Source organism: Edaphobacter sp. (assembly GCF_035532915.1).
In the GTDB taxonomy this organism is placed as follows: domain Bacteria; phylum Acidobacteriota; class Terriglobia; order Terriglobales; family Acidobacteriaceae; genus Edaphobacter.
The window spans coordinates 1-21,555 of record NZ_DATKQC010000090.1; the positions used below are offsets into that span (position 1 = coordinate 1).

19 protein-coding genes are annotated in these 21,555 nt (G+C 60.0%); 7 read left to right on the plus strand and 12 right to left on the minus strand.

The features are described 5' to 3' along the window. Positions 1-1,363, plus strand: a 1,363-nt coding sequence (locus VMU57_RS04630) for a rhamnogalacturonidase (protein ID WP_325381276.1), incomplete at its 5' end; no start/stop codon positions are given. Between the two features lie 68 nt (positions 1,364-1,431). Here the strand turns inward: VMU57_RS04630 and VMU57_RS04635 are convergent. Next, positions 1,432-3,066 carry a hypothetical protein gene (locus tag VMU57_RS04635; protein WP_325381278.1) on the minus strand — a complete coding sequence of 545 codons (1,635 nt, stop codon included), beginning with the start codon at positions 3,064-3,066 and terminating at the stop codon, positions 1,432-1,434. 130 nt (positions 3,067-3,196) lie between these two features. After that, positions 3,197-4,216, minus strand: a complete 1,020-nt coding sequence (locus tag VMU57_RS04640) for a ComEC/Rec2 family competence protein (RefSeq protein WP_325381280.1) — start codon at positions 4,214-4,216, stop codon at positions 3,197-3,199. Between the two features lie 349 nt (positions 4,217-4,565). Here VMU57_RS04640 and VMU57_RS04645 point away from each other — a divergent pair, with 349 nt between their 5' ends. Together VMU57_RS04645 and VMU57_RS04650 are read left to right on the plus strand one after the other, a co-directional pair. Further along, the gene (locus VMU57_RS04645) at positions 4,566-7,466 is read left to right on the plus strand and encodes an aconitate hydratase (protein ID WP_325381282.1); all 2,901 of its coding nucleotides are present in this window, start codon (positions 4,566-4,568) and stop codon (positions 7,464-7,466) included. Between the two features lie 177 nt (positions 7,467-7,643). Beyond that, the gene (locus VMU57_RS04650) at positions 7,644-8,753 is read left to right on the plus strand and encodes a D-alanine--D-alanine ligase family protein (RefSeq protein ID WP_325381284.1); all 1,110 of its coding nucleotides are present in this window, start codon (positions 7,644-7,646) and stop codon (positions 8,751-8,753) included. 9 nt (positions 8,754-8,762) lie between these two features. Here VMU57_RS04650 and VMU57_RS04655 read toward each other — a convergent pair whose 3' ends face one another. From VMU57_RS04655 to trpB, 6 genes are all read right to left on the minus strand, one after another. Beyond that, on the minus strand, positions 8,763-9,995 hold the full coding sequence (locus VMU57_RS04655; RefSeq protein WP_325381286.1) for a threonine ammonia-lyase: 1,233 nt from the start codon (positions 9,993-9,995) through the stop codon (positions 8,763-8,765). 164 nt (positions 9,996-10,159) lie between these two features. After that, positions 10,160-11,029: a prephenate dehydrogenase gene (locus VMU57_RS04660; RefSeq protein WP_325381289.1), complete on the minus strand. Its 870-nt coding sequence runs from the start codon at positions 11,027-11,029 to the stop codon at positions 10,160-10,162. A 2-nt stretch (positions 11,030-11,031) separates the two neighbouring features. Then, positions 11,032-12,051, minus strand: coding sequence for a 3-deoxy-7-phosphoheptulonate synthase (gene aroF, locus VMU57_RS04665; RefSeq protein WP_325381291.1), 1,020 nt, complete (start codon positions 12,049-12,051; stop codon positions 11,032-11,034). A gap of 62 nt (positions 12,052-12,113) precedes the next feature. Continuing rightward, positions 12,114-12,377, minus strand: coding sequence for a chorismate mutase (gene pheA / locus VMU57_RS04670; protein WP_325381293.1), 264 nt, complete (start codon positions 12,375-12,377; stop codon positions 12,114-12,116). A gap of 133 nt (positions 12,378-12,510) precedes the next feature. Beyond that, complete coding sequence (gene trpA, locus VMU57_RS04675; RefSeq protein ID WP_325381295.1) at positions 12,511-13,272, minus strand: tryptophan synthase subunit alpha; 762 nt, start codon at positions 13,270-13,272, stop codon at positions 12,511-12,513. Continuing rightward, positions 13,256-14,500 (minus strand): tryptophan synthase subunit beta, encoded by a 1,245-nt coding sequence (trpB, locus tag VMU57_RS04680; protein ID WP_325381297.1) that lies wholly within the window; start codon positions 14,498-14,500, stop codon positions 13,256-13,258. The genes trpA and trpB overlap by 17 nt, the downstream gene beginning before the upstream one ends. A 278-nt stretch (positions 14,501-14,778) precedes the next feature. On the opposite strand from trpB, the gene VMU57_RS04685 reads away from it, so the two are divergent. Further along, positions 14,779-15,123, plus strand: a complete 345-nt coding sequence (locus VMU57_RS04685; RefSeq protein WP_325381299.1) for a hypothetical protein — start codon at positions 14,779-14,781, stop codon at positions 15,121-15,123. 20 nt (positions 15,124-15,143) lie between these two features. Here VMU57_RS04685 and VMU57_RS04690 read toward each other — a convergent pair whose 3' ends face one another. After that, on the minus strand, positions 15,144-17,507 hold the full coding sequence (locus tag VMU57_RS04690; RefSeq protein WP_325381301.1) for a bifunctional (p)ppGpp synthetase/guanosine-3',5'-bis(diphosphate) 3'-pyrophosphohydrolase: 2,364 nt from the start codon (positions 17,505-17,507) through the stop codon (positions 15,144-15,146). Positions 17,508-17,750: 243 nt separating this feature from the next. Between VMU57_RS04690 and VMU57_RS04695 the strand changes: the two genes are divergently transcribed. After that, on the plus strand, positions 17,751-17,873 hold the full coding sequence (locus VMU57_RS04695; protein WP_325381303.1) for a hypothetical protein: 123 nt from the start codon (positions 17,751-17,753) through the stop codon (positions 17,871-17,873). Positions 17,874-17,977: 104 nt separating this feature from the next. Beyond that, positions 17,978-18,325: a hypothetical protein gene (locus tag VMU57_RS04700; protein WP_325381306.1), complete on the plus strand. Its 348-nt coding sequence runs from the start codon at positions 17,978-17,980 to the stop codon at positions 18,323-18,325. Here VMU57_RS04700 and VMU57_RS04705 read toward each other — a convergent pair. Both VMU57_RS04705 and VMU57_RS04710 read right to left on the minus strand, forming a co-directional pair. Next, positions 18,294-18,965 carry a hypothetical protein gene (locus tag VMU57_RS04705; RefSeq protein WP_325381308.1) on the minus strand — a complete coding sequence of 224 codons (672 nt, stop codon included), beginning with the start codon at positions 18,963-18,965 and terminating at the stop codon, positions 18,294-18,296. The two genes, VMU57_RS04700 and VMU57_RS04705, sit on opposite strands and share 32 nt — an antisense overlap. Before the next feature lie 117 nt (positions 18,966-19,082). After that, positions 19,083-19,472: an RNA-binding S4 domain-containing protein gene (locus VMU57_RS04710; RefSeq protein WP_325381310.1), complete on the minus strand. Its 390-nt coding sequence runs from the start codon at positions 19,470-19,472 to the stop codon at positions 19,083-19,085. A 124-nt stretch (positions 19,473-19,596) separates the two neighbouring features. On the opposite strand from VMU57_RS04710, the gene VMU57_RS04715 reads away from it, so the two are divergent. After that, a complete protein-coding gene (locus tag VMU57_RS04715; protein WP_325381312.1) occupies positions 19,597-20,364 on the plus strand; it encodes a hypothetical protein in 768 nt (255 codons plus the stop codon). Here VMU57_RS04715 and ychF read toward each other — a convergent pair. After that, the gene (gene ychF / locus VMU57_RS04720; protein WP_325381314.1) at positions 20,354-21,451 is read right to left on the minus strand and encodes a redox-regulated ATPase YchF; all 1,098 of its coding nucleotides are present in this window, start codon (positions 21,449-21,451) and stop codon (positions 20,354-20,356) included. The two genes, VMU57_RS04715 and ychF, sit on opposite strands and share 11 nt — an antisense overlap. Between the last annotated feature and the right edge of the window lie 104 nt (positions 21,452-21,555).

Below are 21,555 nucleotides of genomic sequence, written 5' to 3' on the forward strand. Positions count from 1 at the left end.
GGCGACTGGCTACAACGGAGGCACCTATGACGCAGCCGAGCCGAAGACCTCGTACGACGCCTTTCAGGACTACGGCCACAATCACTGGCACAACTCTCTGATCTGGGGCGAAGATATTCACGACTTCAGCATCACCGGCCCCGGCCTCATTTATGGCAAAGGACTCAGCTTCGGAGCTGGTCCCGGTCGTCCTCCCGGTGCGCCTCCCAGACCTGCGGGCACATCTGCCAAGCCCTTCGCCCGGCCCGCTCGCGGCGACTATCCCATGTACCAGGCCGAGCAGCCCGGCGTCGGCAACAAGGCCATCGCCCTGAAGAACTGCCGCAACGTGATCTTTCGCGACTTCTCCCTCCTCAAGGGCGGCCACTTCGGCTTGTTGCTTACCGGCGTCGATAACCTGACCATCGACAACCTCAAGATCGACACCGACCGAGACGGTATGGACATCGACTGCTGCAAGAACGTCCGCGTCTCCAACTGCACAGTAAACTCGCCGTGGGACGACGGCATCTGTCCCAAGTCGAGCTTCGCGCTGGGCTATAACCGGGCGACCGAAAACGTCACCATCACCAACTGCTTCGTCACCGGCACCTACGAGCTGGGCAGCGTGCTCGACGGCACCTGGAAGAAGTTTGCCGACGACGCCCACGTCTACCGCACCGGACGCATCAAGTGCGGCACCGAATCGAACGGCGGCTTCAAGAACATCACCATCTCCAACTGCGTCTTCGAGGGCTGCCATGGCCTTGCGCTCGAGTCCGAGGATGGCGCTCTCTGCGAAGACATCACCATCACCAACATTACGCAGCGCGACGTCTACGAGTCGCCGATCTTCTTCCGTCTTGGCGCTCGCCTGCGCGGCCCCAGAGGAACGGGCAATCAGAGCACGGTTGTCGGCACACTGCAGCGCATCCTGGTCGACAACTTTGTGAGCTACAACAACAACTCCAAGGTGTGCTCCATCATCAGCGGCATTCCCGGCTACGCCATCAAGGACATCAAGCTCTCGAACATCTACATCCAGCATCAGGGCGGAGATTATGCGAATCAGGTCAACATCGTTCCGCCGGAAGAGGTCGAGAAGTATCCTGACCCAGGAATGTTCGGGCCTATGCCTGCGCAGGGATTCTTCTTCCGCCACGTCAACAATCTGGAGCTGAGCCACGTCGAGGTAGCTCCGATGAAGGCCGATCCGCGCCCGTCCTTCTCGCTGCTGGACGTCAATCGTGCGGACTTCATCGCCGTCACCGCGCCGACCAATCCACCGGCGTTCCATCTCAACAAGGTCACCGATCTGCGCATCCTGTTGAGCCGAGCCGCAAAGGACACGCAGATGGACAGCGCGGACGACAAGACACTCTAAAATCACGCTGCCCAAAAAAGCCCCCTTCCATTGCATGAGATGGACGGGGGCTTTGCTTTGGACGGTAATTAGCGCCCGTCGCGGTTCTCGCCTCCGCCACCACGGTTCTGCGGCTGAGGTCGGGCCTGCTGCGCTGGCCTAGCCTGTTGGGCTGGCCGGGCTTGTTGCGCAGGGCGGGCTTGAACAGCTGGCCGTTGCTGCTGAATCTGCCTCTGCTGTTGCTGCACTCGCTGCTGTTGCTGCTGCTGGACTATGCGTTGTTGCTGCTGTTGTTGTTGCACTCTCTGTTGCTGCTGTTGTTGTTGCACTCTTTGTTGTTGCTGTTGTGGAACCTGCCGTCGTTGCTGTTGGACTTGTCGCTGTTGTTGTTGAACCTGCTGTTGCTGCTGTCGTTGTTGGTTCTGCAACTGCTGTCGTTGCTGGTTCTGCAACTGCTGCTCTTGTCGCTGCTGAGGTTGAACGTTCGGGCGCGCCTGTTGAGGCTGCGTCGGCCTGGCTTCGGGCTGATTTGGCCTTGCCTGCTGGTTATTGGGACGATTCTGGAACTGTCCCCGGTTCTGAGGCGTGTTCTGATTAGGCTGGCCGGGGCGAACCTGATTCGGTTGTCCGGGGCGGACTTGATTCGGCTGACCGGGGCGCTGCGGTTGAACAGGACGGGCTACCGGGCGCTGAATGCCCCGATCGGCGACCAACGGACGAGCGACAGCAGCGGCAGCAGGACGGCCATGGTTCTGACTATAAAACTGCTGGCGGTTCTGTGCTGCTTGGCGCTGGTTCTGGATTTGAGCGGTCATAGGCCGCGTCTTCGGGCCGCGCATGGCGGCTATCTCCGCGGGCCTCGGCCGCATCTGGATGCCGCCTCTTCCGCCGTTATAGGAGATCCGTGTGTTGTTGTAGTTGTTGACGACGACGGTGCGGTTGTAGACGTTGGTGATCCGGGTCACATTGATCCGATTCACTGCGCGGTTGTAGTAGAAGTTGTTGCCGTTCCAATAACCGCCATGATAGCCATAGCCCGTGTATCCGAAGCCATAGGGAACACCGCCGTAGAAGCCTATGTGAAGGCCCCAGTAGCCGCGGTAGAAGCGATAGCGGTTGCCATAGAAACCCCAATAGCCGGGGGTCCAGAGCGCACCATAATAGGGCGCCATCACCCACGCGCCAGGAACCCAGTAGTAGCCTACCGGAGCATAGTTCCAATAGCCGGGGGTCCAGATATAGTTGGGGCCGGGGGCTTCGGGCTGCTCATAGGTGGGCAGCGGCGGTGGGGGCTGATCGGCCTCTTCTACGGCCTGCTGCCCGGCATCGACCTGATCGTCGTAGTTTTGATCGTTCTGGTCGGCGTAGTCCTGATTGTCGGCATTCTGATCGTTGGCATTCTGATCGTTGGCGTAGGACTGGTTCTGCTGCTGAGCTGTGGGCTGCGCGGAACCATTCTGCTGATACTGAACGGCCTGCTGCTGGCTCTCATTCTGAATGGGCTGGCCCTGAGCCGGAGGTTGTGTCGCGGCCTGAGCCTCATTTCCATCGACAGGGGCCATATTGGCATCGGCAGGATCAGCGCCAGAGCCATTCGCTGTCTGTCCTGCGACGGCCTGCCTGTGGCATCCCGAAAAGCCTGCCATACCCGCAACCATTGCGATACCCACTACGAGTCCCAGCCAGCGGCGGCGACCTGATTTTTCGTTGATAAGTGTAGACATCGCTCACAATCCCCTTCTTACTGCTACGGGCTTAACCCAGACTAGGTGTGTATGATGCGATTTTAAGCCACAAAAATTGGCGCAAGCGGAGGCATCCCGATTGCGCCAATCTGCATCGGTTCTCCGCGCATCAATGCGCTGGATACTCTACCGTCTGGTTGGTGCGCGAGTTGGTGACGGCAAAGGTTCCGCTGGGATGTACGGTAAGCACGAGGTAGTGGAACGCATCGGTACCGGCAAGATTGGCGATGCGGGAGTCGTTGCTGTTGTGGGCGGCGTCGGTGTGGATGGCGGTATGAAGCTGCCACAGGTCTTTCAGGCGGGGCGAGTGGTCAACGATGTCCCATGCCCCGGCCTCGGCTCCCTTGGTCGCTCCGTTGTCCATGATGGCGACGCGTGGAGCGATGCCGTTGAGCAGCGCCGGACTGGAGCTGCGGTCGAAGCCGTGGTGCGAGACGATGTACACGTCCACCTTGCCCAGCTTGTTGACCGGGCACATCAGCATGCGCTCCTTGTTCCAGGTAAGGTCGCCGAGATCGGCGATGCGCAGCTTGCCGAAGGTAATCATCATGCCGACGGAGCGGTCGTTCTCGGTGTTCTCAGCGGGCTTCTCGATGCTGGCGGCGCAGGCCGAATTCGTGGCCCCTGCCCCGGCCAGCGGTTTTTCGATCACGTTGCCGTCGGCGCTGACGACTTCGACGTGTATGCCAGTGAGGGGAAGAATCTCGCCCGGCTTGGCCGTGAGATGGGCGTAGTGGCCGTTGGCCAGCATCTTTTGATAGTTCTGATAGCTGGTCTCGGTGACCTTGTCGTCGGTCTCGCGGTTGATACCGTGATCGATGAAGCGGCCTACGGGAATCTTTGCAGCGAGCTCGGGAACGCCGCCGACGTGGTCGATGTGGTAATGCGTGATGACGAAGTTATCGATCTTGCTGACACCGGCGATCTTAGCGAGGGCGACAAGCTTGTCCGCGTTGGCGGCACCGGGCCAGCCTGCGTCGACCATCAGGTTTTCGCCGCTGGACGGCACAAAGAGTGTTGCCTGACCGCCTTCGACGTCGGCAAAGTAGACCTTGAGGTCACTGGACTTTTTCTGGGCGAAGGCAAGGGGAGTTGCCATCAGCAGGGCGGCGGCGAGTAAACGGTTCATTTCTTTCTCCTGAGAATCAAAACCTGGCCAGAGCATTCCGGCTGGCACTGGAAATGATTGCACAGTTGGGGCAGGCCGGAAGGATTAAACTGCGTCCCGGAGTGCGCGCTACCTCCCTTGGAGCGAATCGAAGTAAAATGGAGTCGATGGCTGGCTGTCTTCCATGCACGAAGCGCTTTCGCCACGGTCGTCCTGACCGCGGGCGCTGCTAGCTACCCTTTTCGCAGAAATTCTGCAGATATTTTGATAGGCTTCCACCGTTGCCGTTCGCGCTGACCTTCGCGCCTGCGGCCCTTACTTCGCGCTCCTTAATAAAGACGATAAGAAGCGCTGCTCTGGAGAAGAGACCATGCCGACCCAATCCCATCCTGATTCTTTCAAAAGCCAGTCAACACTTCGCTCCGGCTCCGCCAGCTACCGCATCTTTCGCCTGCGGGCGCTGGAGGATGCTGGCGTCAAGCTGACGCGGCTTCCCTTTTCGCTGCGCATCCTGCTCGAAAATCTGCTGCGCCACGAGGACGGCCGCACCGTCACCGCCGACGACATCAAGTTCCTCGCCAACTGGGACGCAAACGCCGAGCCTTCGCGTGAGATTGCCTACATGCCAGCCCGCGTGCTGATGCAGGACTTTACCGGCGTTCCTGCCATCGTTGACCTTGCGGCGATGCGCGATGCCATGCGCACGCTGGGCGGCGATCCGGAGAAGATCAATCCTCTGCAGCCTGCGGAGCTGGTCATCGACCACTCGGTACAGGTGGACGAGTTCGGCACCGTGCGCGCCTACGACCTCAATGCCGCGATGGAGTTTCAGCGCAATCGCGAACGCTATGCGTTTCTGAAGTGGGGGCAGACGGCCTTCCGCAACTTCTCGGCTGTGCCGCCGGGCATGGGGATCTGCCATCAGGTCAATCTGGAGTATCTCGCTCGCGTGGTGTTCACGACCCAGCCCGACGCCGATGGAAACGTCGCCGCTTATCCCGACACGCTGGTCGGCACCGACTCGCATACGACGATGATTAATGGTCTTGGCGTGCTGGGCTGGGGCGTCGGCGGCATCGAAGCCGAGGCGGCCATGCTGGGCCAGCCGGTGTCGATGCTGGTGCCGCAGGTGGTGGGCTTCAAACTGACGGGCAAGCTGAAGGAAGGAACGACGGCAACCGACCTGGTGCTGACCGTGACCGAGCAGCTTCGCAAGCTGGGTGTCGTCGGCAAGTTCGTCGAGTTCTACGGTTCGGGAGTCTCCGCACTGCCGCTGGCCGACCGGGCAACGATTGCGAACATGGCTCCCGAGTACGGTGCGACCTGCGGAATCTTTCCGGTGGATGCGGAGACGCTGAAGTATCTGCGGCTGACTGGCCGTACCGAGGAGCAGATTGCGCTGGTGGAGGCTTACTACCGCGAGCAGGGCCTGTTCCACACGCCGGATGCGCCCGAGGCCACCTACTCGGTAACGACTTCGCTCGACCTGGGCACGGTGCGGCCAAGCGTGGCTGGGCCGAAGCGTCCGCAGGACCGCGTGCCGCTGCCCGAGGTGGGAGCGTCGTTCCTGCAGCAGCTTCCCTCGCTGCTGGGGCCAAACGGGAGCGCCAATGGCGTGCGGCAACTGGTTCGCTGGGAGGGCGAGGGCGGCCACCCAAGCGCTGGCGGTGATGTGAACAGCGCGAACGGTGCTCCCGCTCCTGTCGTTGCAGCAGCCACGGTTTCGGTGGCGCAGGGCGGAGCGACAGCAGTGGTCGACGCGCCTTCGGTCTCCATCCAGAACCGCTTCGGCATCGACCCGGAGAAGTATCTCGACCATGGCTCGATTGTGATTGCAGCGATTACGTCATGCACGAACACGTCGAATCCTTATGTGATGATCGCCGCCGGGCTGCTGGCGAAGAAAGCCGTGGAGAAGGGGCTGTCGACGCCGCCGTGGGTGAAGACCTCGCTTGCTCCGGGATCGCGTGTGGTGACGGACTATTTCAACAAGTCCGGGCTGGCTCCTTATCTCGATGCGCTGCGTTTCCAGACCGTCGGCTATGGCTGCACGACCTGCATCGGCAACTCGGGACCGCTGCCTACAGACGTATCGAAGGCTATTGAAGATCATGGGCTCGTGGCCGTGTCGGTGCTGTCGGGGAACCGCAACTTCGAGGGGCGCATCTCACCTGAGGTTCGCGCGAACTACCTGATGAGCCCTCCGCTGGTGGTGGCGTATGCGCTGGCCGGGCACATCAAGCACAACTTCGACACCGAGCCGCTGGGCAAGGGCAAGGACGGCCAACCGGTGTACCTGCGCGACATCTGGCCGACGCAGGAAGAGGTCGCGTCGACGGTTGCCTCGTCCATCGATTCGGAGATGTTCCGGCACGAGTACGGCACCGTCAGCGACGGCGACCAGAACTGGCAGCACCTCAAGTTTCCCGAGGGCAACACCTATGGATGGGAGGCGGACTCGACCTACATCCGCAAGGCTCCTTACTTCGACGGCATGGGCGCGCAGCCCGAGCCGGTGAAGGACATTCATGGGGCGCGCGTACTGGCCGTGCTGGGCGACAGCGTGACGACTGACCATATCTCTCCCGCAGGTTCGATCAAGAAGGACGGCCCGGCTGGAAAGTATCTGACCGACCATGGGGTCAAGCCTGCGGACTTCAACAGCTACGGCTCGCGGCGCGGCAACCATGAGGTGATGGTGCGCGGCACGTTTGCCAATGTGCGGCTGCGCAACAAGCTCGCCCCCGGAACCGAGGGCGGCGTGACGCGCTTGCTGCCGGAAGATGTGCCGATGTCGATCTATGATGCCTCGGTGAAGTATGCCGAGCGTGGAACGCCACTGGCCATCATCGCGGGCAAGGAGTATGGCTCGGGCTCGTCGCGTGACTGGGCTGCCAAGGGGCCGCTGCTATTGGGCGTGCGCTTTGTGATTGCGGAGAGCTATGAGCGCATTCACCGCTCGAACCTGGTAGGCATGGGGATTCTTCCCTTGCAGTTCCTGCCGGGACAGAACGCCGAATCGCTGCACCTTACGGGCGAAGAGGTCTATGGCATCGGCGATGGCCCCGGACAGCTGAAGGCCATGCTCGATGGGAAATTTGCCGATGGCAAGGAGATCACCGTCTTCGCGGAGTCGGACCTCGGCAAGACTATTGAGTTCGCCGTCACGGTGCGCATCGATACGCCACAGGAGATTCTTTATTACCAGAATGGTGGCATCCTGCAGTATGTTCTGCGCCAGTTGGCGGGCAAGAGCACGGCTTCGGCATAACAGGAAAAATATTTTGTCACCAGAACAGGTCCGGCGTTGCTGCTGGGCCTGTTCTGTCTCTGACGTTGTTACGCAGATAGGAAGAATACCCGTAGCAGCCGTGGTTCAAAGATGGATGAACCGTGGCACGGTGCGGGTATTCTGTCGCAGACTAGAGTAGGAAAATTGAAAGACGACATGAAGAAAAAACAACGCATTGGCATTCTCTTTGGCGGCCGCTCCGGCGAGCACGAAATCTCCCTCCTCTCCGCGGCTTCGATCCTCAAGGCCATCGACAAGAAGAAGTATGATGTGCTGCCCATCGGGATTACGAAACATGGGCAATGGCTTAGCGCGGGCGAGGCGCAGGCTTTGCTGACAGGCGGCGAATCGAAACAGCCGCTGCAGCTCAGCGCGGGTGCGGACCTTGTTCATCAGAGCGGTAATCTTACGAAGACCGTCGATGTTGCTTTTCCGGTGCTGCATGGCACATTTGGCGAGGACGGCACGATTCAAGGACTGTTCGAGTTGGCCGACATTGCTTATGTCGGCTCTGGCGTTCTTGGCTCTGCCGCGGGCATGGACAAGGATGTGATGAAGAAGCTGTTTGCTGCTGCCGGGTTGCCGCAGACACCGTATCTCGCGCTGTCTCGCAGCGAATGGAAGGCTGACCCTAAACGTTGCACGCGCCAGATCGAGAAGGCTCTGCAATATCCTCTTTTCGTAAAGCCCGCGAACCTCGGGTCGAGCGTCGGCATCTCGAAGGTGCATGATCGCTCGGAGCTTGCGACGGCGATGGATCTCGCTGCGGGCTTCGACCGCAAGCTCGTCATCGAGGAGGGAGTGGGCGGCCCCGGCGTAAAGCCGCGCGAACTGGAGGTCGCCGTGCTCGGCAATGAGTCGCCCGAGGCTTCTGTCGTCGGCGAGATTGTTCCGAATAAAGAGTTCTACGACTATGAGTCGAAGTATGCCGACTCGCCCGAAGACCCCAGCGTGCCGATTATTCCTGCCAGGCTGACGGCTGCTGAGGTCAAAGAGATTCGCACGATGGCGGTTGCGGCCTTCCGAGCCTGCGACTGCGCTGGATTGGCCCGCGTCGATTTTCTGATGGAGCCTGCGCGCAAAGGCAAGAAGGCCCGTATCTATTTGAATGAGATCAATACCATGCCGGGGTTCACCAGCATCAGCATGTATCCCAAGCTGTGGGAGGCGAGTGGGCTGTCGTATAAGAAGCTGATCGACCGCCTGATTGTGCTGGCGGTCGAACGTCAGATGGAGAAACAGCAGACTAGTTTCAGCCGCGATTAGCTCAAAAAACTAGATTACGCGGCTGTGTTTGTAGCCCTCGGCTGTCAGGGCTGCGAGCAACTCTTCTACCTGTTCGCGGCCTCGGGTCTCCATGGTGATGTCAATCACCGTATCGCCGAGGTTGACACCATAGTAGGCGCGGTTGTGCAGCGTATCTACAATGTTGGCGCGGTGATCGGCGATCAGGCGTGTCAGCTCGGCCAGCGCTCCGGGCTTGTCGAGTAGATGGATCCGCAGCCGGATGAGGCGGCCATCCTGCACGAGACCGCGCTCGATGATGCGCGAGAGCAGCGTTACGTCGATGTTGCCTGCGCTGACGATCACGGCGGTGTGCTCGGACTGAAGCGTCGTTTTTTTCTGGATCAATGCGGCCAGTGCGGTTGCTCCTGCGCCTTCGGCCAGCGTCTTTTCGCGCTCCAAAAGTACAAGAATTGCGGATGCGATCTCGTCCTCATCGACAGTAACGATCTCGTCGACATACTTTTCAATGACAGGGAAAGTCACCTCTCCGGCACGGCGCACCGCGATGCCGTCGGCGATAGTGGTTGCCGAATCGAGCGTGACTGGATGATGCTGGCGGACGGCTTCGGCCATGGAAGGTAGACGCGAGGTCTGCACGCCGATCACGCGAATGTCGGGACGCGACTCCTTGATGGCGCAGGCGATTCCGCCGATCAGGCCACCGCCGCCGATGGGAACGACCACGGCTTGCAGCTCGGGCACCTGCTCCAGCAGCTCGAGGCCGATCGTTCCCTGACCGGCCATCACGAGGGGATCGTCAAAGGGGTGGATGAAGGTCATTCCCTCTGCCGTGCAGATGCGCGTCGCCTCTTCGTATGCCTCGTCGTAGTTGGCGCCGTGCAGCACGATGTGCGCGCCGAAATTGCGTGTCGCGGTCACTTTGACCAGCGGCGTTGCCAGCGGCATGACGATGACGCTGCGGATTCCCCGCTTGGTGGCGTGGTAGGCGACACCCTGCGCGTGGTTGCCCGCGCTTGCGGCAACGACGCCGCGAGCAGCCTGTTCCGGCGTCAGCATGGCGATGCGGTTGAGCGCGCCGCGCTCCTTGAATGCGCCGGTCATCTGCAGGTTTTCAAGCTTGAGATAGATCTGCTGGCCAGTCAGCGCGGAGAGCATCTGCGAGTGCGGGCACGGCGAATAGTAGATGGATCCACGCAGCCGCTCGCGGGCTGCCTGCACGTCGGCAAGGCTGATGCTGAGATTGTTGATGGCTTTGCTCACTCTGTACCGATGTTACCCGAACGGCAACGCGTCAGCCCAGTTTTTGAGGCCTTAGAGCCGCTCTCCTGCTACTGAGCACTGGGTAACGGATCGAAGTGCCGTTTTTCTTTAAAAAAAACGACGTTCAGATTTCCGCTTCCATGGACCCCGACAGGAGAACCGCTCTACCTGCGCTGGCGGAACTTGTTGGCCAGGGCGAACTCGTCGCGCAGCTCCGGAGTGCGGAGGTTCTCGCGGACATGCGCCAGCCGCTGCTCCAGCGCAAACAGCGTGTCGGCGATGGGTCCGGTGTTGGTCATGGCGACGTCGCGCCACATGCTGTAGGGGCTTGCTCCGAGGCGCGTGGTCTCGCGCAGGGCCCGCGCTCCAATCGCGCCAATCTCTGGAGCATCGCCGAACTTGTCTTCGAGAAGAGCGGCCAGCGCGGTCGACAGCATTTGCGGCAGATGGCTGACCCAGGCGCATAGCTCGTCGTGGCGGGCGGCGTCCATGTCGAGGGTTCGCGCGCCAAGGAAACCAACCCAATCGCGCCACTCTTTTTCTGTCGCCGATGGCTCAGGCGTGCCCGGCGTAAACAGCCACATGGCGTTATTGAAGAGACCAGCTTCGGCCAGCATGGCACCGCCGGATTCTTTGCCGGCCATAGGATGCCCCGGCAGAAAATCCGCTGTTTCAGGGGCAGCAAACAGCGTCTTCCCAAGCTCGGTGATCTCCAGCTTGGTGCTACCGACGTCCGTAATCAGTTGGCCGGAACGGGTCACGGAAGCGAGCTTCTGCATCCAGTCTTTGATCGCCAACACCGGCACGGCGAGCACAATCACATCCGCCGTGCGCGCGAGTTCAAGCGTGGCCTCGACGCTGGCGGCAGCGGCATCGATAGCCCCCATCTGCATTGCTGCCATCCGCTCCAGCGAACTCTGGTCCCATCCGTCGATGCGTCCGGCAAACCCCGCGGCACGCAGGGCCAGACCGGTGGATGCACCGATCAAGCCCGTGCCGATGATGAGAACACGCTTCATCGTTTCAATAGCCATGGCTAGGCGATCTTACGCCCGACGATCGGTGCAAGCTGACGCAACTGCGCCACCAGCTTCTCCAACTGCTCGGGGTAGAGGCTCTGTGCGCCGTCGCTCATGGCCTTGTCCGGGTTGGGGTGCATCTCCATCAGCAGGCCGTCGGCTCCGGCAGCGACGCTGGCCAACGCCATGGGGGGCACCAGGTCACGGATGCCGACGCCGTGCGACGGGTCGCCGAAGACCGGCAGGTGGGTCAGCTTCTTGAGCACGGGAATCGCCGAGATATCCATGGTGTTGCGGGTGTAGGTCTCGTAGGTGCGGATGCCGCGCTCGCACAGAATCAGATCGTAGTTGCCGCCGGAGAGAATGTACTCGGCACTGAGCAGAACTTCTTCGATGGTCGCAGCGATTCCGCGCTTCAACAGCACCGGCTTGCGGACGTGGCCAAGCTCGCGCAGCAGGTTGAAGTTCTGCATGTTGCGCGCGCCGACCTGGAAGCAGTCGATGTAGGGCAGCATGACTTCAATCTGCGAGATCTCCATGACCTCGGTGATAACCAGAAGGCCGGTCTCATCGGCGACCTCGCGCAGCAGCTTCAGCCCCTCGACCCCCATGCCCTGGAAGCTGTACGGAGAGCTGCGGGGCTTGTAGGCGCCGCCGCGCAGGAACTTCGCGCCGGCCGCGGCAACCTGCTTCGCGCTCAGCAGAATCTGTTCGCGCGATTCGACCGAACAGGGGCCGGACATAATGATGACCTCTTCGCCGCCGACCACAACGCCATTGGGAAACTTGATCTTCGTGCCTTCGGGACGGAAGCTGCGGCCCGCCAGCTTGTAGGGCGAAGAGATGCGATACGCATCGTGGACACCGGGCAGCACCTTAAACTCGGCAACCTCGAAGTGCTCGGGCGTTCCTACGCCGGCCAGAATCGTCTGCACGGCGCCTGTGGTGCGGTGAACATTGAAGCCGAGCTCCACCATCCGCTCGATCACACGTTGGACATGTTCCTCAGTTGCATGGTCCTGCATCGCTACGATCATGGTCTTCGCTTCGCTCTCTTTAGATGACTAAATTTGTTCTGAATTCGACATCAATCCGGCCCTTACTGGTCTCGCCGCTGCAGGGTGCGCATCACGTCGATAATGCGCTCGTAGACATGCTGTATCTCGGCGTCCGCCAATGGACCTGGATTCGCTGCGCGAACATGGTCGAAGACGTTCTGCTCGCGTTTCGGCTCATAGACCGGGAGGGCTGCCGTCTTCTTAAGCTCGCCGATAGCCTTGGCAGCTTCGGCGCGCTGGCTGATAAGACGAACAATCTGTTCATCCAGTTCGTCGATCTTTTTTCGCCAGTCGGAGATATCCATGCATCAGCCTCACGCGGCAGCGACATGTGTCCAGAGTTTGATTCTTTTGGCGTCATTCGCTGCGGAAAATTGTTGTACACACAATGATAAACGGGGGTATTTCTACGGATCGAGCGATCTGCATTCCTGAGGCTCATAAGCGCAACCCCGCAATAAACCGCCCGACCGCAGCCGGAGCCTCGGATGGGGTGCTTTTTTCAATCAGGGCTACGAGTGCGCTGCCGATGATGGCGGCATCGGCAAACTCGCTGACGGCCTTGACATGCTCGGCGTTTGAGATGCCAAAGCCCACGGCGATTGGCAGTTTTGTAAACTGCCGCAACCTTGCAACCAGTTCGGAAGCATCTCCTGCAACCTTCTGCTGCGTCCCGGTAATTCCGACCCGCGAGATGGCATAGACAAAGCCTTGCGATGCACCGGCGATTGCCTTCAGCCGCGCGTCAGGGCTGGTGGGCGCAGCCAGAAAGATCGGGGCAAGCTGATGCCCGTGCATCGCTTCCAGATATTCGCCAGCCTCTTCCACAATCATGTCGGTCAGCAGAACGCCGTCCGCGCCCGCCTCGGCAGCCTTCGCGCAAAACTCTTTCATCCCCATCCGCACAACCGGATTGAGATACGAGAACAACACCAGCCCCGCTGCGGGGCGTGCTGCACGCAGCTCTTTCGCCAATCCCAGAACGTTGGTCAGCGTGGTTCCACGAGCAACGGCCCGTTCGCTGGCGCGCTGGATCACCGGGCCATCGGCCAACGGGTCGCTGAACGGGACGCCCAGCTCGATGACGTCTGCGCCGTTATCAATTGCTGCCAGGGCGATATCGCGCGTCGTTGCCAGATCAGGATCGCCCGCAGTCAGATAAGCGACGATTCCCGGCTTCCTCTTAAACTCGATCGACATTCGGGCCTGCTCCCTTCAAATCCAATTCCTTAGCTAGAATCCCCATGTCTTTATCGCCTCGACCGGAGAGGTTCACCATCAGTACATCCGTCTTTGCCATCGTTGGAGCCAGTCGGATCGCCTCGGCGACGGCATGAGCGCTCTCAAGCGCGGGAAGAATTCCTTCCGTCCGTGCCAGTGATACCGTCGCCTTCAGCGCAGCATCGTCCGAGCAGGAGACGTAGCTCGCGCGACCGGAATCGTGCAGCATGGCGTGTTCCGGGCCGACGCTGGCGTAATCCAGACCAGCGCTTACGCTGTGCGTCAGCGAGATCTGCCCGGCATCGTCCTGCAGGACGTAGCTGTACGTTCCCTGCAAGACACCGGGGACACCGCCGCCTGCCTTCTGGAAGCGCGCCGCATGTTGGCCGAGCGCCGGGCCGCGGCCGCCAGCCTCAACGCCGATCAATTGCACATTGGCATCGGGAATAAATTCATAGAAGGCACCAATCGCATTCGACCCACCACCTACACAGGCAACGATCGCCGTGGGCAGCTTGCCCTCCTGCTCCAGAATTTGCGCCTTGGCCTCAAGGCTGATGACGCGATGAAAGTCCCTCACCATGGTCGGATAGGGATGCGCTCCCAGCGCGCTTCCAAGGATGTAATACGTTGTGCGGACATTGGTGACCCAATCGCGCATCGCCTCTGAGATCGCGTCCTTGAGCGTGGCGGAGCCAGCGGAGACGCCTCGCACTTCAGCCCCGAGCAGGCGCATGCGGTAGACGTTCAGCTCCTGCCGCCGCATGTCTTCTTCGCCCATGTAGATGACGCATTCGAGGCCGAAGAGAGCGCAGACCGTGGCCGTGGCAACACCATGCTGCCCTGCGCCGGTTTCGGCGATGATGCGCTGCTTGCCCATACGCCGTGCCAGCAACCCCTGCCCGAGCGCGTTGTTGATCTTGTGCGCGCCGGTGTGCAGCAGGTCTTCGCGCTTCAGATAAATCTTTGCTCCGCCGAGCTGCTCGGAGAGCCGCTTGGCGAAGTACAGCGGGGTAGGCCGGCCACAGTAGTTGTGCAGCAGATCGCTTAGCTCAGCCTGAAATGCCGGGTCGTCTTTTGCCAGATTGTAGGCCGTCTCCAATTCTTCAAGCGCGGCCATCAGCGTCTCCGGCACATAGCGCCCGCCGTAGATTCCAAACCGCCCCGCGACTGCCTTCGGCACATTTGTCATGGATGCTGCACTCATCGGTTTCTCTCCCTGCTACGCAAAAAAGCCACGACTCTTAGGGTCGCGGCTCGTGTGGATATCGAATCAACTGAACTCTACAAATCTGTCAGATGAGCCTACTCCGCCGATGCCGCTACCGGGTGCCAGTAGCGGAAGGTAAACCAAAATCGGCTGGAAAAGGTCGTCATCTTGCTTTTCAAGATACCTTTTCTCCGCACGCTCCGCAAGTGCTGCTTTTTCTTCACCCCAGCGAATGAGGCCAATTCGGCATCCAACCCACAAGAACAGGAGACCGGATGAGACTGAAAAAGACGATACTTCCACTCGCACTGATCGGCATCTTTGCTTTACCTGTTTCAGGTTTTTCGCAAGAGACAGAGGCGCAACGTCACGAACGCGCCAAGCGCTCACAGACCGCTCATGATCATCGTCACCATACCGGGGCAAAGATTGTTGGCGGCTCCGCTGCCGGGGGCGCGGTTGCCGGCGCATTGCTGGGCGGAGGCAAGGGCGCGCTGATCGGCGGAGCGGTTGGAGCAGGCGGGGGAGCCATCGCAAATAAAGTCCGCGTCGACAAGGGAGTCAAAAAGCGGGAGCAGCGCGAGCGGCATGGAGACCATCTGCATGAAGACGAGCGCTAAATAAACGGTCCCCGCCGGAGCTAAACCTTCTGCACTCGATGCACATCGCGGACGCCGGGGACTTTGCGCAGGTTCTGCACCAGCTTGTTCAGGTGGCGAACATCCACCGTCTCCACCACGAAGTCCACCACCATGGTTCCCTCGGGCGTGGCCTTCGTGTCCACACTACGGATATTCGTTCCATCGTCGGCGATGATCGCCGTAAATTCTTTCAACAAGCCGGGACGGTCATCGCAGAGAACGGTCAGCTTCACCGGATACGTCTGCGCCTTGGTTGTTCCGGGTTCAGTCGGCGAAGGCGCCCACTCTACTTGAATCCGTCGGTCCGACTCGTACAACAGGTTCTGCACGTTCGGACAGCTTCTGGCATGAACCGCCACGCCTTTACCCCGGGTGACGTAGCCAATAATCTCTTCACCACGAATCGGGTTACAACAGCGGGCGCGATAGACGAGGAGATCATCCTGCCCTTCTACCTGGAGTGAGTCCGATCCTTTGCCGAAAAACACCTTCTTCACGGCATCGGACATCTGCCCAATGGCATTGCCGACATTCCCGACGACGCCGTCATGCGGCACCGGCTCCGCCGCCATCGTCGATCCCGGCTCCAGCTTGTTCAGCACCTGCCGCGCAGAAAACTTCCCGAAGCCCACACCAGCGAGCAACTCCGCCTGCGTGCCCAGACCGTACTCACCGGCTACCTTGTCGAAGTCTGCCTCGCTAAACTTGCCCAGCGAGAGCTTGTATTTACGCGCCTCACGCTCCAGCAGTTTTTTGCCGATCTCGATGGCGCGTACCCGCTGCTGCTCGTTCAGCCAGTGCTTGATCTTGTTGCGCGCCCGCGAGCTCTTGGTAAAGCTGAGCCAGTCGCGGCTGGGAGCGTGCCCGGCCTGCGTTGAAATCTCGACGATATCGCCATTGCGTAGCCGCGTCCGCAGCGGAACGATGCGGCCATTTACCTTCGCGCCCACCGTGGTGTTGCCCACCTCCGTGTGGATCGTATAAGCGAAGTCCACCGGACTGGCATCCTTCGGCAATACGACGACCTTGCCCTTTGGGGTGAAGGTGTAGACCTCCTCCGGATACAGGTCGATCTTCAGCGTCGACATGAACTCGTTAGGATCGGGCATCTCGCGCTGCCACTCCATCAGCTGGCGCATCCACGCGAGCCGCTGCTCGTCCTTCGACGTGACGTTGTCAGAAGCCTTGTACTTCCAGTGCGCGGCGATTCCCTCTTCCGCGACGCGATGCATGTCCTCGGTGCGAATCTGAACCTCGAACTGGTGACCACCCGGAGCAATCAGCGTCGTATGCAGCGATTGATAGAGATTGGGCCGCGGCATCGCGATAAAGTCCTTGATACGACCCGGCACCGGACGCCAGATGCTGTGCAGCAAGCCCAGCACCGCATAGCAGTCCTGCACGGTCTGGCAGATGACGCGCACCGCGAGCAGGTCATAGACCTGATCCACGGGAATCTTCTGCGACTCCAGCTTCTGCTGAATGGAGTAGAGCCGCTTGATGCGCCACTCCACACGTCCCTGGAGATGGTGCTCGCGCAGCTTCTCTTCCATCTCGGTCACGATCTTGTGCAGAAACTCTTCGCCCGCCCCACGCAGCGCATCCACCTCGGTCGAGACCTGCTCATAGGCAAAAGGATCGGTGTAGCGGAAGGCCAGGTCTTCCAGTTCGCCGCGCAGTTTACCCATGCCCAACCGGTGTGCCAGCGGAGCGTAGATATCCAGCGTCTCGCGCGCGATCTTCTGTTGCTTCTCCGGCTTCAGATGCTCCAGGGTCCGCATGTTGTGGAGGCGGTCGGCCAGTTTAATAATGACCACGCGAACGTCCGTCACCATCGCCAGCAGCATCTTGCGGATGTTTTCTGCCTGGTGATCTTCGCGGTTGGCGAACTTGATCTTGTCGAGCTTGGTAACGCCCTCGACGATGTGCGCTACCTGGTCGCCAAAGCGCTTGCCCAGCTCAATGGAAGTAACATCGGTGTCTTCGACCGCATCGTGCAGCAGACCGGCTGCAATCGCGGTCGAATCCATCTTGAGTTCTGCGAGCACCTGCCCGACTTCGAGCGGATGGATGATGTAAGGCTCACCCGAAGCCCGCTTCTGGCCCTCGTGTTGCTGCATGGAGAACGCCCAGGCTCTGCGGATAATGTCGAGGTCATCTGCCGGGCGGTTCTGATGCACCGTCTCCAGCAACTTTTGGAACTTTGCGTCGACGGTCTCAATCTCCCCGGTTGAAACCCCCGCCAGATGCGAGGCCGAAGGCTCATTGAGTTCAGAAGATGTCGAGGTTCCCTGCCCAGCGCGCAAATCTGCCTCCGGAGTAGCCGCCGATTCTACATCAGGAGGGGCCGTTTCAAGCTCCATTCCTGTGTCAATAGCCGGTGTCTCTGGTAGGTTCTTCGGTTCGTTCTGTAACCGCGATTGCGGGTCAGCCTCCGGGGAGGCTGAATGGGTGCTGACCATAGGACATTATAGGCTGTCCGTCAAGAGCGGTCTGTGCGCCCGACAGCGGCCTCGAAGGCCATAGCCAGAAGAGGAGACGATGCTGTGTAAACGAATACACCCCGAGATCTCGCTCGATTCTGTCAAAATCTTCAGAGGATCGCCATGAAATTACTCTCAGGATTGCTTCTACTCGCCACGCTTGCGCTGCCGTCCTTCCAGCTGACGGCGCGAGGACAGACGGCAGACGACACTTCGGCAAACCGCTTTCGACCGAAACAGCAATGAAAAAGCCCTCGCCCTGAGGTTGCGCTAACCAATGTGGCTGCGTCCAATATGAGGAATCATGCCGGGCTCAGAAGATCCCAAAGCGGACGGAGACCTGCATCCTAATGGAACAAAAAATCCTAAAGCAGATTGTTCTCGGCGTGGATGGGTTTTACCCCGCTTTGTGGATGTTTCTGCTTGCAATGAGCGTCACCATGACAGCTCAGCAAAAAGTTCCGCGTACCACTCTCACCGATGCCAAGTTGAGCGGCGGATTGAAACTTCCAACAGCGACAAAGGCAGATATGACCGTGCACAATATCCCCCTCAGTCAGATCGAAGAGCACTATGTGCACGCCATTCCACTGAGTAAAACCCCGGATCATTATTTGCGGAATGTTTCGTCTGTGATCCCTGGAAAAACAGGACGAACAACCACCGTCAGTGAGAAGGAGCAGCGGCCGGCGAACTAGCCGGAGCCGGAGCAGCTTTCTTTACCACTCTCCTCACCCGCTTGCGTTTCTTCACCGGAGCGGGAGTCGGGCACACGACCGGTGCCGCAGGTGGCGGCACAGCACGTAGCGCCGCCTGCAAACGGTGCACCTGCTGGTCCTGCGTAAGCGCAGCAGAGTTTAAATGATCGCCCAGGGCGCGCCGGGCATCTTCAAGACGCGCCCTTGCGTGGTCGATCGCTGCACTTTGCTGGTTGGGAGCGGCAAGGTTCGCGACCTGGGCCACGCGGAGCAGCACATCGTAGAGCGCTTCGACATTGCGGTAGGCGGGCAATAGCTGCGAGATCGAATTGGGTGCTGCATCAGCCGTTGCAAGTAGCTGCGGCAGCGTCGTCTGGATATCGCGATGAATGGAGTCGATGTTGGAGCCAGTCTCCTGCCGTATGGCATCGGACGCCTTCCATTTTTCCGGCCGCAAGACTTCAATCGCCTGCGCCAGCGTATCGAGCGCCGGCTGCATCATGGCAGAGGCGGTTCCCTGTGTCTGCATGGCGGCTGGCGGTTGCGCAGCTGGAGGTTGTGCGGCAGATGCGAGACACGGTGCGCAAACAGTCACCAGAAAAACAGCCGAGGGAAGGTGGCGCATAGCGTTTATTTTCACGGAAGACCCCTTATTTCATTCCGCTCTCCACCAAATAAGCTCAGCACAGGGATAACGGTCTCTTAGGTTGGATGCTGCTTTGAATATGTTGCGACTTGCCGGGCTATAAACGCAAACTCAGAACCTGTGGATTCTGCCTCGCAGCCGGTTGAGTTCCTGGCGATCGCGCTTCGAAGGCTTGCCCTCCGTCACGGCCCCAAGGCGCAGCATCTCCTTGCGTTCCTCCGCTGCTTTGACCTGCAGTTCCCGGCTCTCGTTCGTCTCCCGGTACAGCGTTTGTGCCACCGCCGCAGGCCCGCGTACTTCGCTGAGAACAAGCACCTCCAGGTGGAAGTCCCCGGCCTCATTTTTGACACGCAGCATATCGCCGACGCGGACCTCGCGGGCTGCCTTGGCGCGCACGCCGTTTGATTCAATCCTGCCCAGCTCGCAGGCCTTCGACGCCAACGCCCGCGTCTTGAAGAACCGCGCCGCCCAGAGCCACTTATCGATCCGCATATCTGCCATGACTCATTTTCATACATGGATCTCGCATCTAACGGAAGAATGTCGCGAACTTCTGGACAGCGACGCTCAGCGGCATCTATGCTCGTGCACGGGCCCCGACGATTCCCGAAAGGACGGTCGATCCGTGGAAGCCCTCAAGACGACAACGCTTCGCAATGCAGGGCTAACGCTAGCTGCAGCTCTTCTGGTTGTGGGTTGCGGAAAACGCCAGGAATACAAGCCTCCAACTCCGCCCATCAAGGCGATCAAGCCTGCACCGGCGACCCCGATCGCGGTGAAGAAGATAGAGCTTGGCCAGGACTCCTGGGACCCGGCCTGGGACAAGATCATCGAGGAGGCACTTCCTCCTTCCATGCTGTCGTCGCGGGTTCCGCATGACGTGCGCCGTTTCTGCCCGCGATTTTACACGATGGGCAACGCCGACAAACGGGCCTTCTGGGCCTACTTCTTTCAGGCGATGGCCGGAGCGGAAGCGAGCCTCGATCCGACCACACGGGTCCGTCATACCGAGCCTGAAGTGGCAGTCAAAGACGCGGTGACACACAGGGCGGTTCGCAGCCAGGGCCTACTGCAACTGACCTACGAAGACCAGAAACGCTATGGATGTGACTTCGATTGGAAGACCGACAAGCGGCTCAAGCCGGACGATCCGGAAAAGACCATCCTGCAACCGAAGAACAACCTCGAATGTGGAGTCAAGATTCTGGCGCGGCAGATTATCGGGATGCACAAGCCCCTGTTCTCGCATTCGGGATACTGGTCGACACTGCACGCGGGAACATCGGACTACCGCATGTTCGCCAAACAGATGACGAACCCGCCCGCAGCCTGTGAGCTGCGGACGAGAACAATCCATAAACGCGGCACGCGAAAAATGGTCGCTACACGTTGAATTTGAAGAAGAGAATATCGCCGTCCTTGACGATGTACTCTTTGCCTTCGGAGCGCAGGAGGCCCTTCTCTTTAACCGCCTGCTCGCTGCCGTAGGTAAAGAGGTCGTCCGAGGCATAGCAGTCTGCTTTGATGAAGCCCTTCTCAAAATCCGAATGGATGACGCCTGCCGCGCCGGGGGCCTTGGTTCCGCGCTTGATGGTCCACGCACGGACCTCCTGCACTCCCGCCGTGAAGTAGGTGATGAGGTCGAGCAGGCGATAAGCCGAGTGGATGAGACGGTTCAGGCCCGGCTCGGAGAGGCCCATGTCCTTGAGAAACTCGTCGCGCTCGGCTGGTTCAAGCTGCGCGATCTCGGACTCCATGGCTCCGCAGATGCGAACGACCTGTGCGCCTTCCTCGGCTGCGCGCTTTTCGACAGCCGCCGTATAGGCGTTGCCTTCGATCAGGCCGGACTCGTCGACATTGGCGACGTAAAGCTGGGGCTTGGAGGTGATAAGGAAAAGTTCGCGGGCGATGAGCCGTTCTTCGTCGGTCAGGTCGGCCGTGCGTGCAGGCTGGCCTGCGTTGAGAACCTCGAGCAGCTTCTTCATCGCGCTGGCTTCGGTCTTGATCTTGTGGTCGCTGGTATTTTTGGCCAGCTTTTCGACCTTGGTATTGCGTTTTTCGACGGTGTCGAGATCGGCCAGCAGAAGCTCGGTGTTGATGATGTCGATGTCGTGCAGAGGATTGACGCCTCCGGCAACGTGGATGACTTCAGCGTCGTCGAAGCAGCGGACGACATGGCAGATCGCGTCCGTGGCACGGATGTGGCCAAGGAACTGATTGCCGAGGCCTTCGCCTTTGCTGGCGCCCTCGACCAGCCCCGCGATGTCGATGAACTCCATGGTCGTGGGAACGAGCGACTTGGGCTGGATGAGCGCGGAGATCTTCGCGAGACGCTCGTCGGGCACGGTGACCACGCCGGTATTGGGGTCGATGGTGCAGAAAGGATAGTTAGCCGCTTGGGCCTTGGCAGAGGTGAGAGCGTTGAAGATGGTGCTTTTTCCGACGTTGGGCAAGCCAACGATTCCACAATTGAGAGGCATTTTTCTATGAGGTCCTTACTTCTATTGAAACATGCCGAGGTGCGGATGTGAGCGATGGCGGGTTTTCGTGGCGCTCCGAACCCACGTCCTCAAATGCCGGACGT

Excerpts from the sequence above, each read along its gene's own strand:
- VMU57_RS04635 (WP_325381278.1), bottom strand. The coding sequence starts at position 3,066 with ATGTCTACACTTATCAACGAAAAATCAGGTCGCCGCCGCTGGCTGGGA.
- VMU57_RS04640 (WP_325381280.1), bottom strand. The coding sequence starts at position 4,216 with ATGAACCGTTTACTCGCCGCCGCCCTGCTGATGGCAACTCCCCTTGCC.
- VMU57_RS04645 (WP_325381282.1), top strand. The coding sequence starts at position 4,566 with ATGCCGACCCAATCCCATCCTGATTCTTTCAAAAGCCAGTCAACACTT.
- VMU57_RS04650 (WP_325381284.1), top strand. The coding sequence starts at position 7,644 with ATGAAGAAAAAACAACGCATTGGCATTCTCTTTGGCGGCCGCTCCGGC.
- VMU57_RS04660 (WP_325381289.1), bottom strand. The coding sequence starts at position 11,029 with ATGGCTATTGAAACGATGAAGCGTGTTCTCATCATCGGCACGGGCTTG.
- aroF (WP_325381291.1), bottom strand. The coding sequence starts at position 12,051 with ATGATCGTAGCGATGCAGGACCATGCAACTGAGGAACATGTCCAACGT.
- pheA (WP_325381293.1), bottom strand. The coding sequence starts at position 12,377 with ATGGATATCTCCGACTGGCGAAAAAAGATCGACGAACTGGATGAACAG.
- trpA (WP_325381295.1), bottom strand. The coding sequence starts at position 13,272 with ATGTCGATCGAGTTTAAGAGGAAGCCGGGAATCGTCGCTTATCTGACT.
- trpB (WP_325381297.1), bottom strand. The coding sequence starts at position 14,500 with ATGAGTGCAGCATCCATGACAAATGTGCCGAAGGCAGTCGCGGGGCGG.
- VMU57_RS04685 (WP_325381299.1), top strand. The coding sequence starts at position 14,779 with ATGAGACTGAAAAAGACGATACTTCCACTCGCACTGATCGGCATCTTT.
- VMU57_RS04690 (WP_325381301.1), bottom strand. The coding sequence starts at position 17,507 with ATGGAGCTTGAAACGGCCCCTCCTGATGTAGAATCGGCGGCTACTCCG.
- VMU57_RS04695 (WP_325381303.1), top strand. The coding sequence starts at position 17,751 with ATGAAATTACTCTCAGGATTGCTTCTACTCGCCACGCTTGCGCTGCCG.
- VMU57_RS04700 (WP_325381306.1), top strand. The coding sequence starts at position 17,978 with ATGGAACAAAAAATCCTAAAGCAGATTGTTCTCGGCGTGGATGGGTTT.
- VMU57_RS04710 (WP_325381310.1), bottom strand. The coding sequence starts at position 19,472 with ATGGCAGATATGCGGATCGATAAGTGGCTCTGGGCGGCGCGGTTCTTC.
- ychF (WP_325381314.1), bottom strand. The coding sequence starts at position 21,451 with ATGCCTCTCAATTGTGGAATCGTTGGCTTGCCCAACGTCGGAAAAAGC.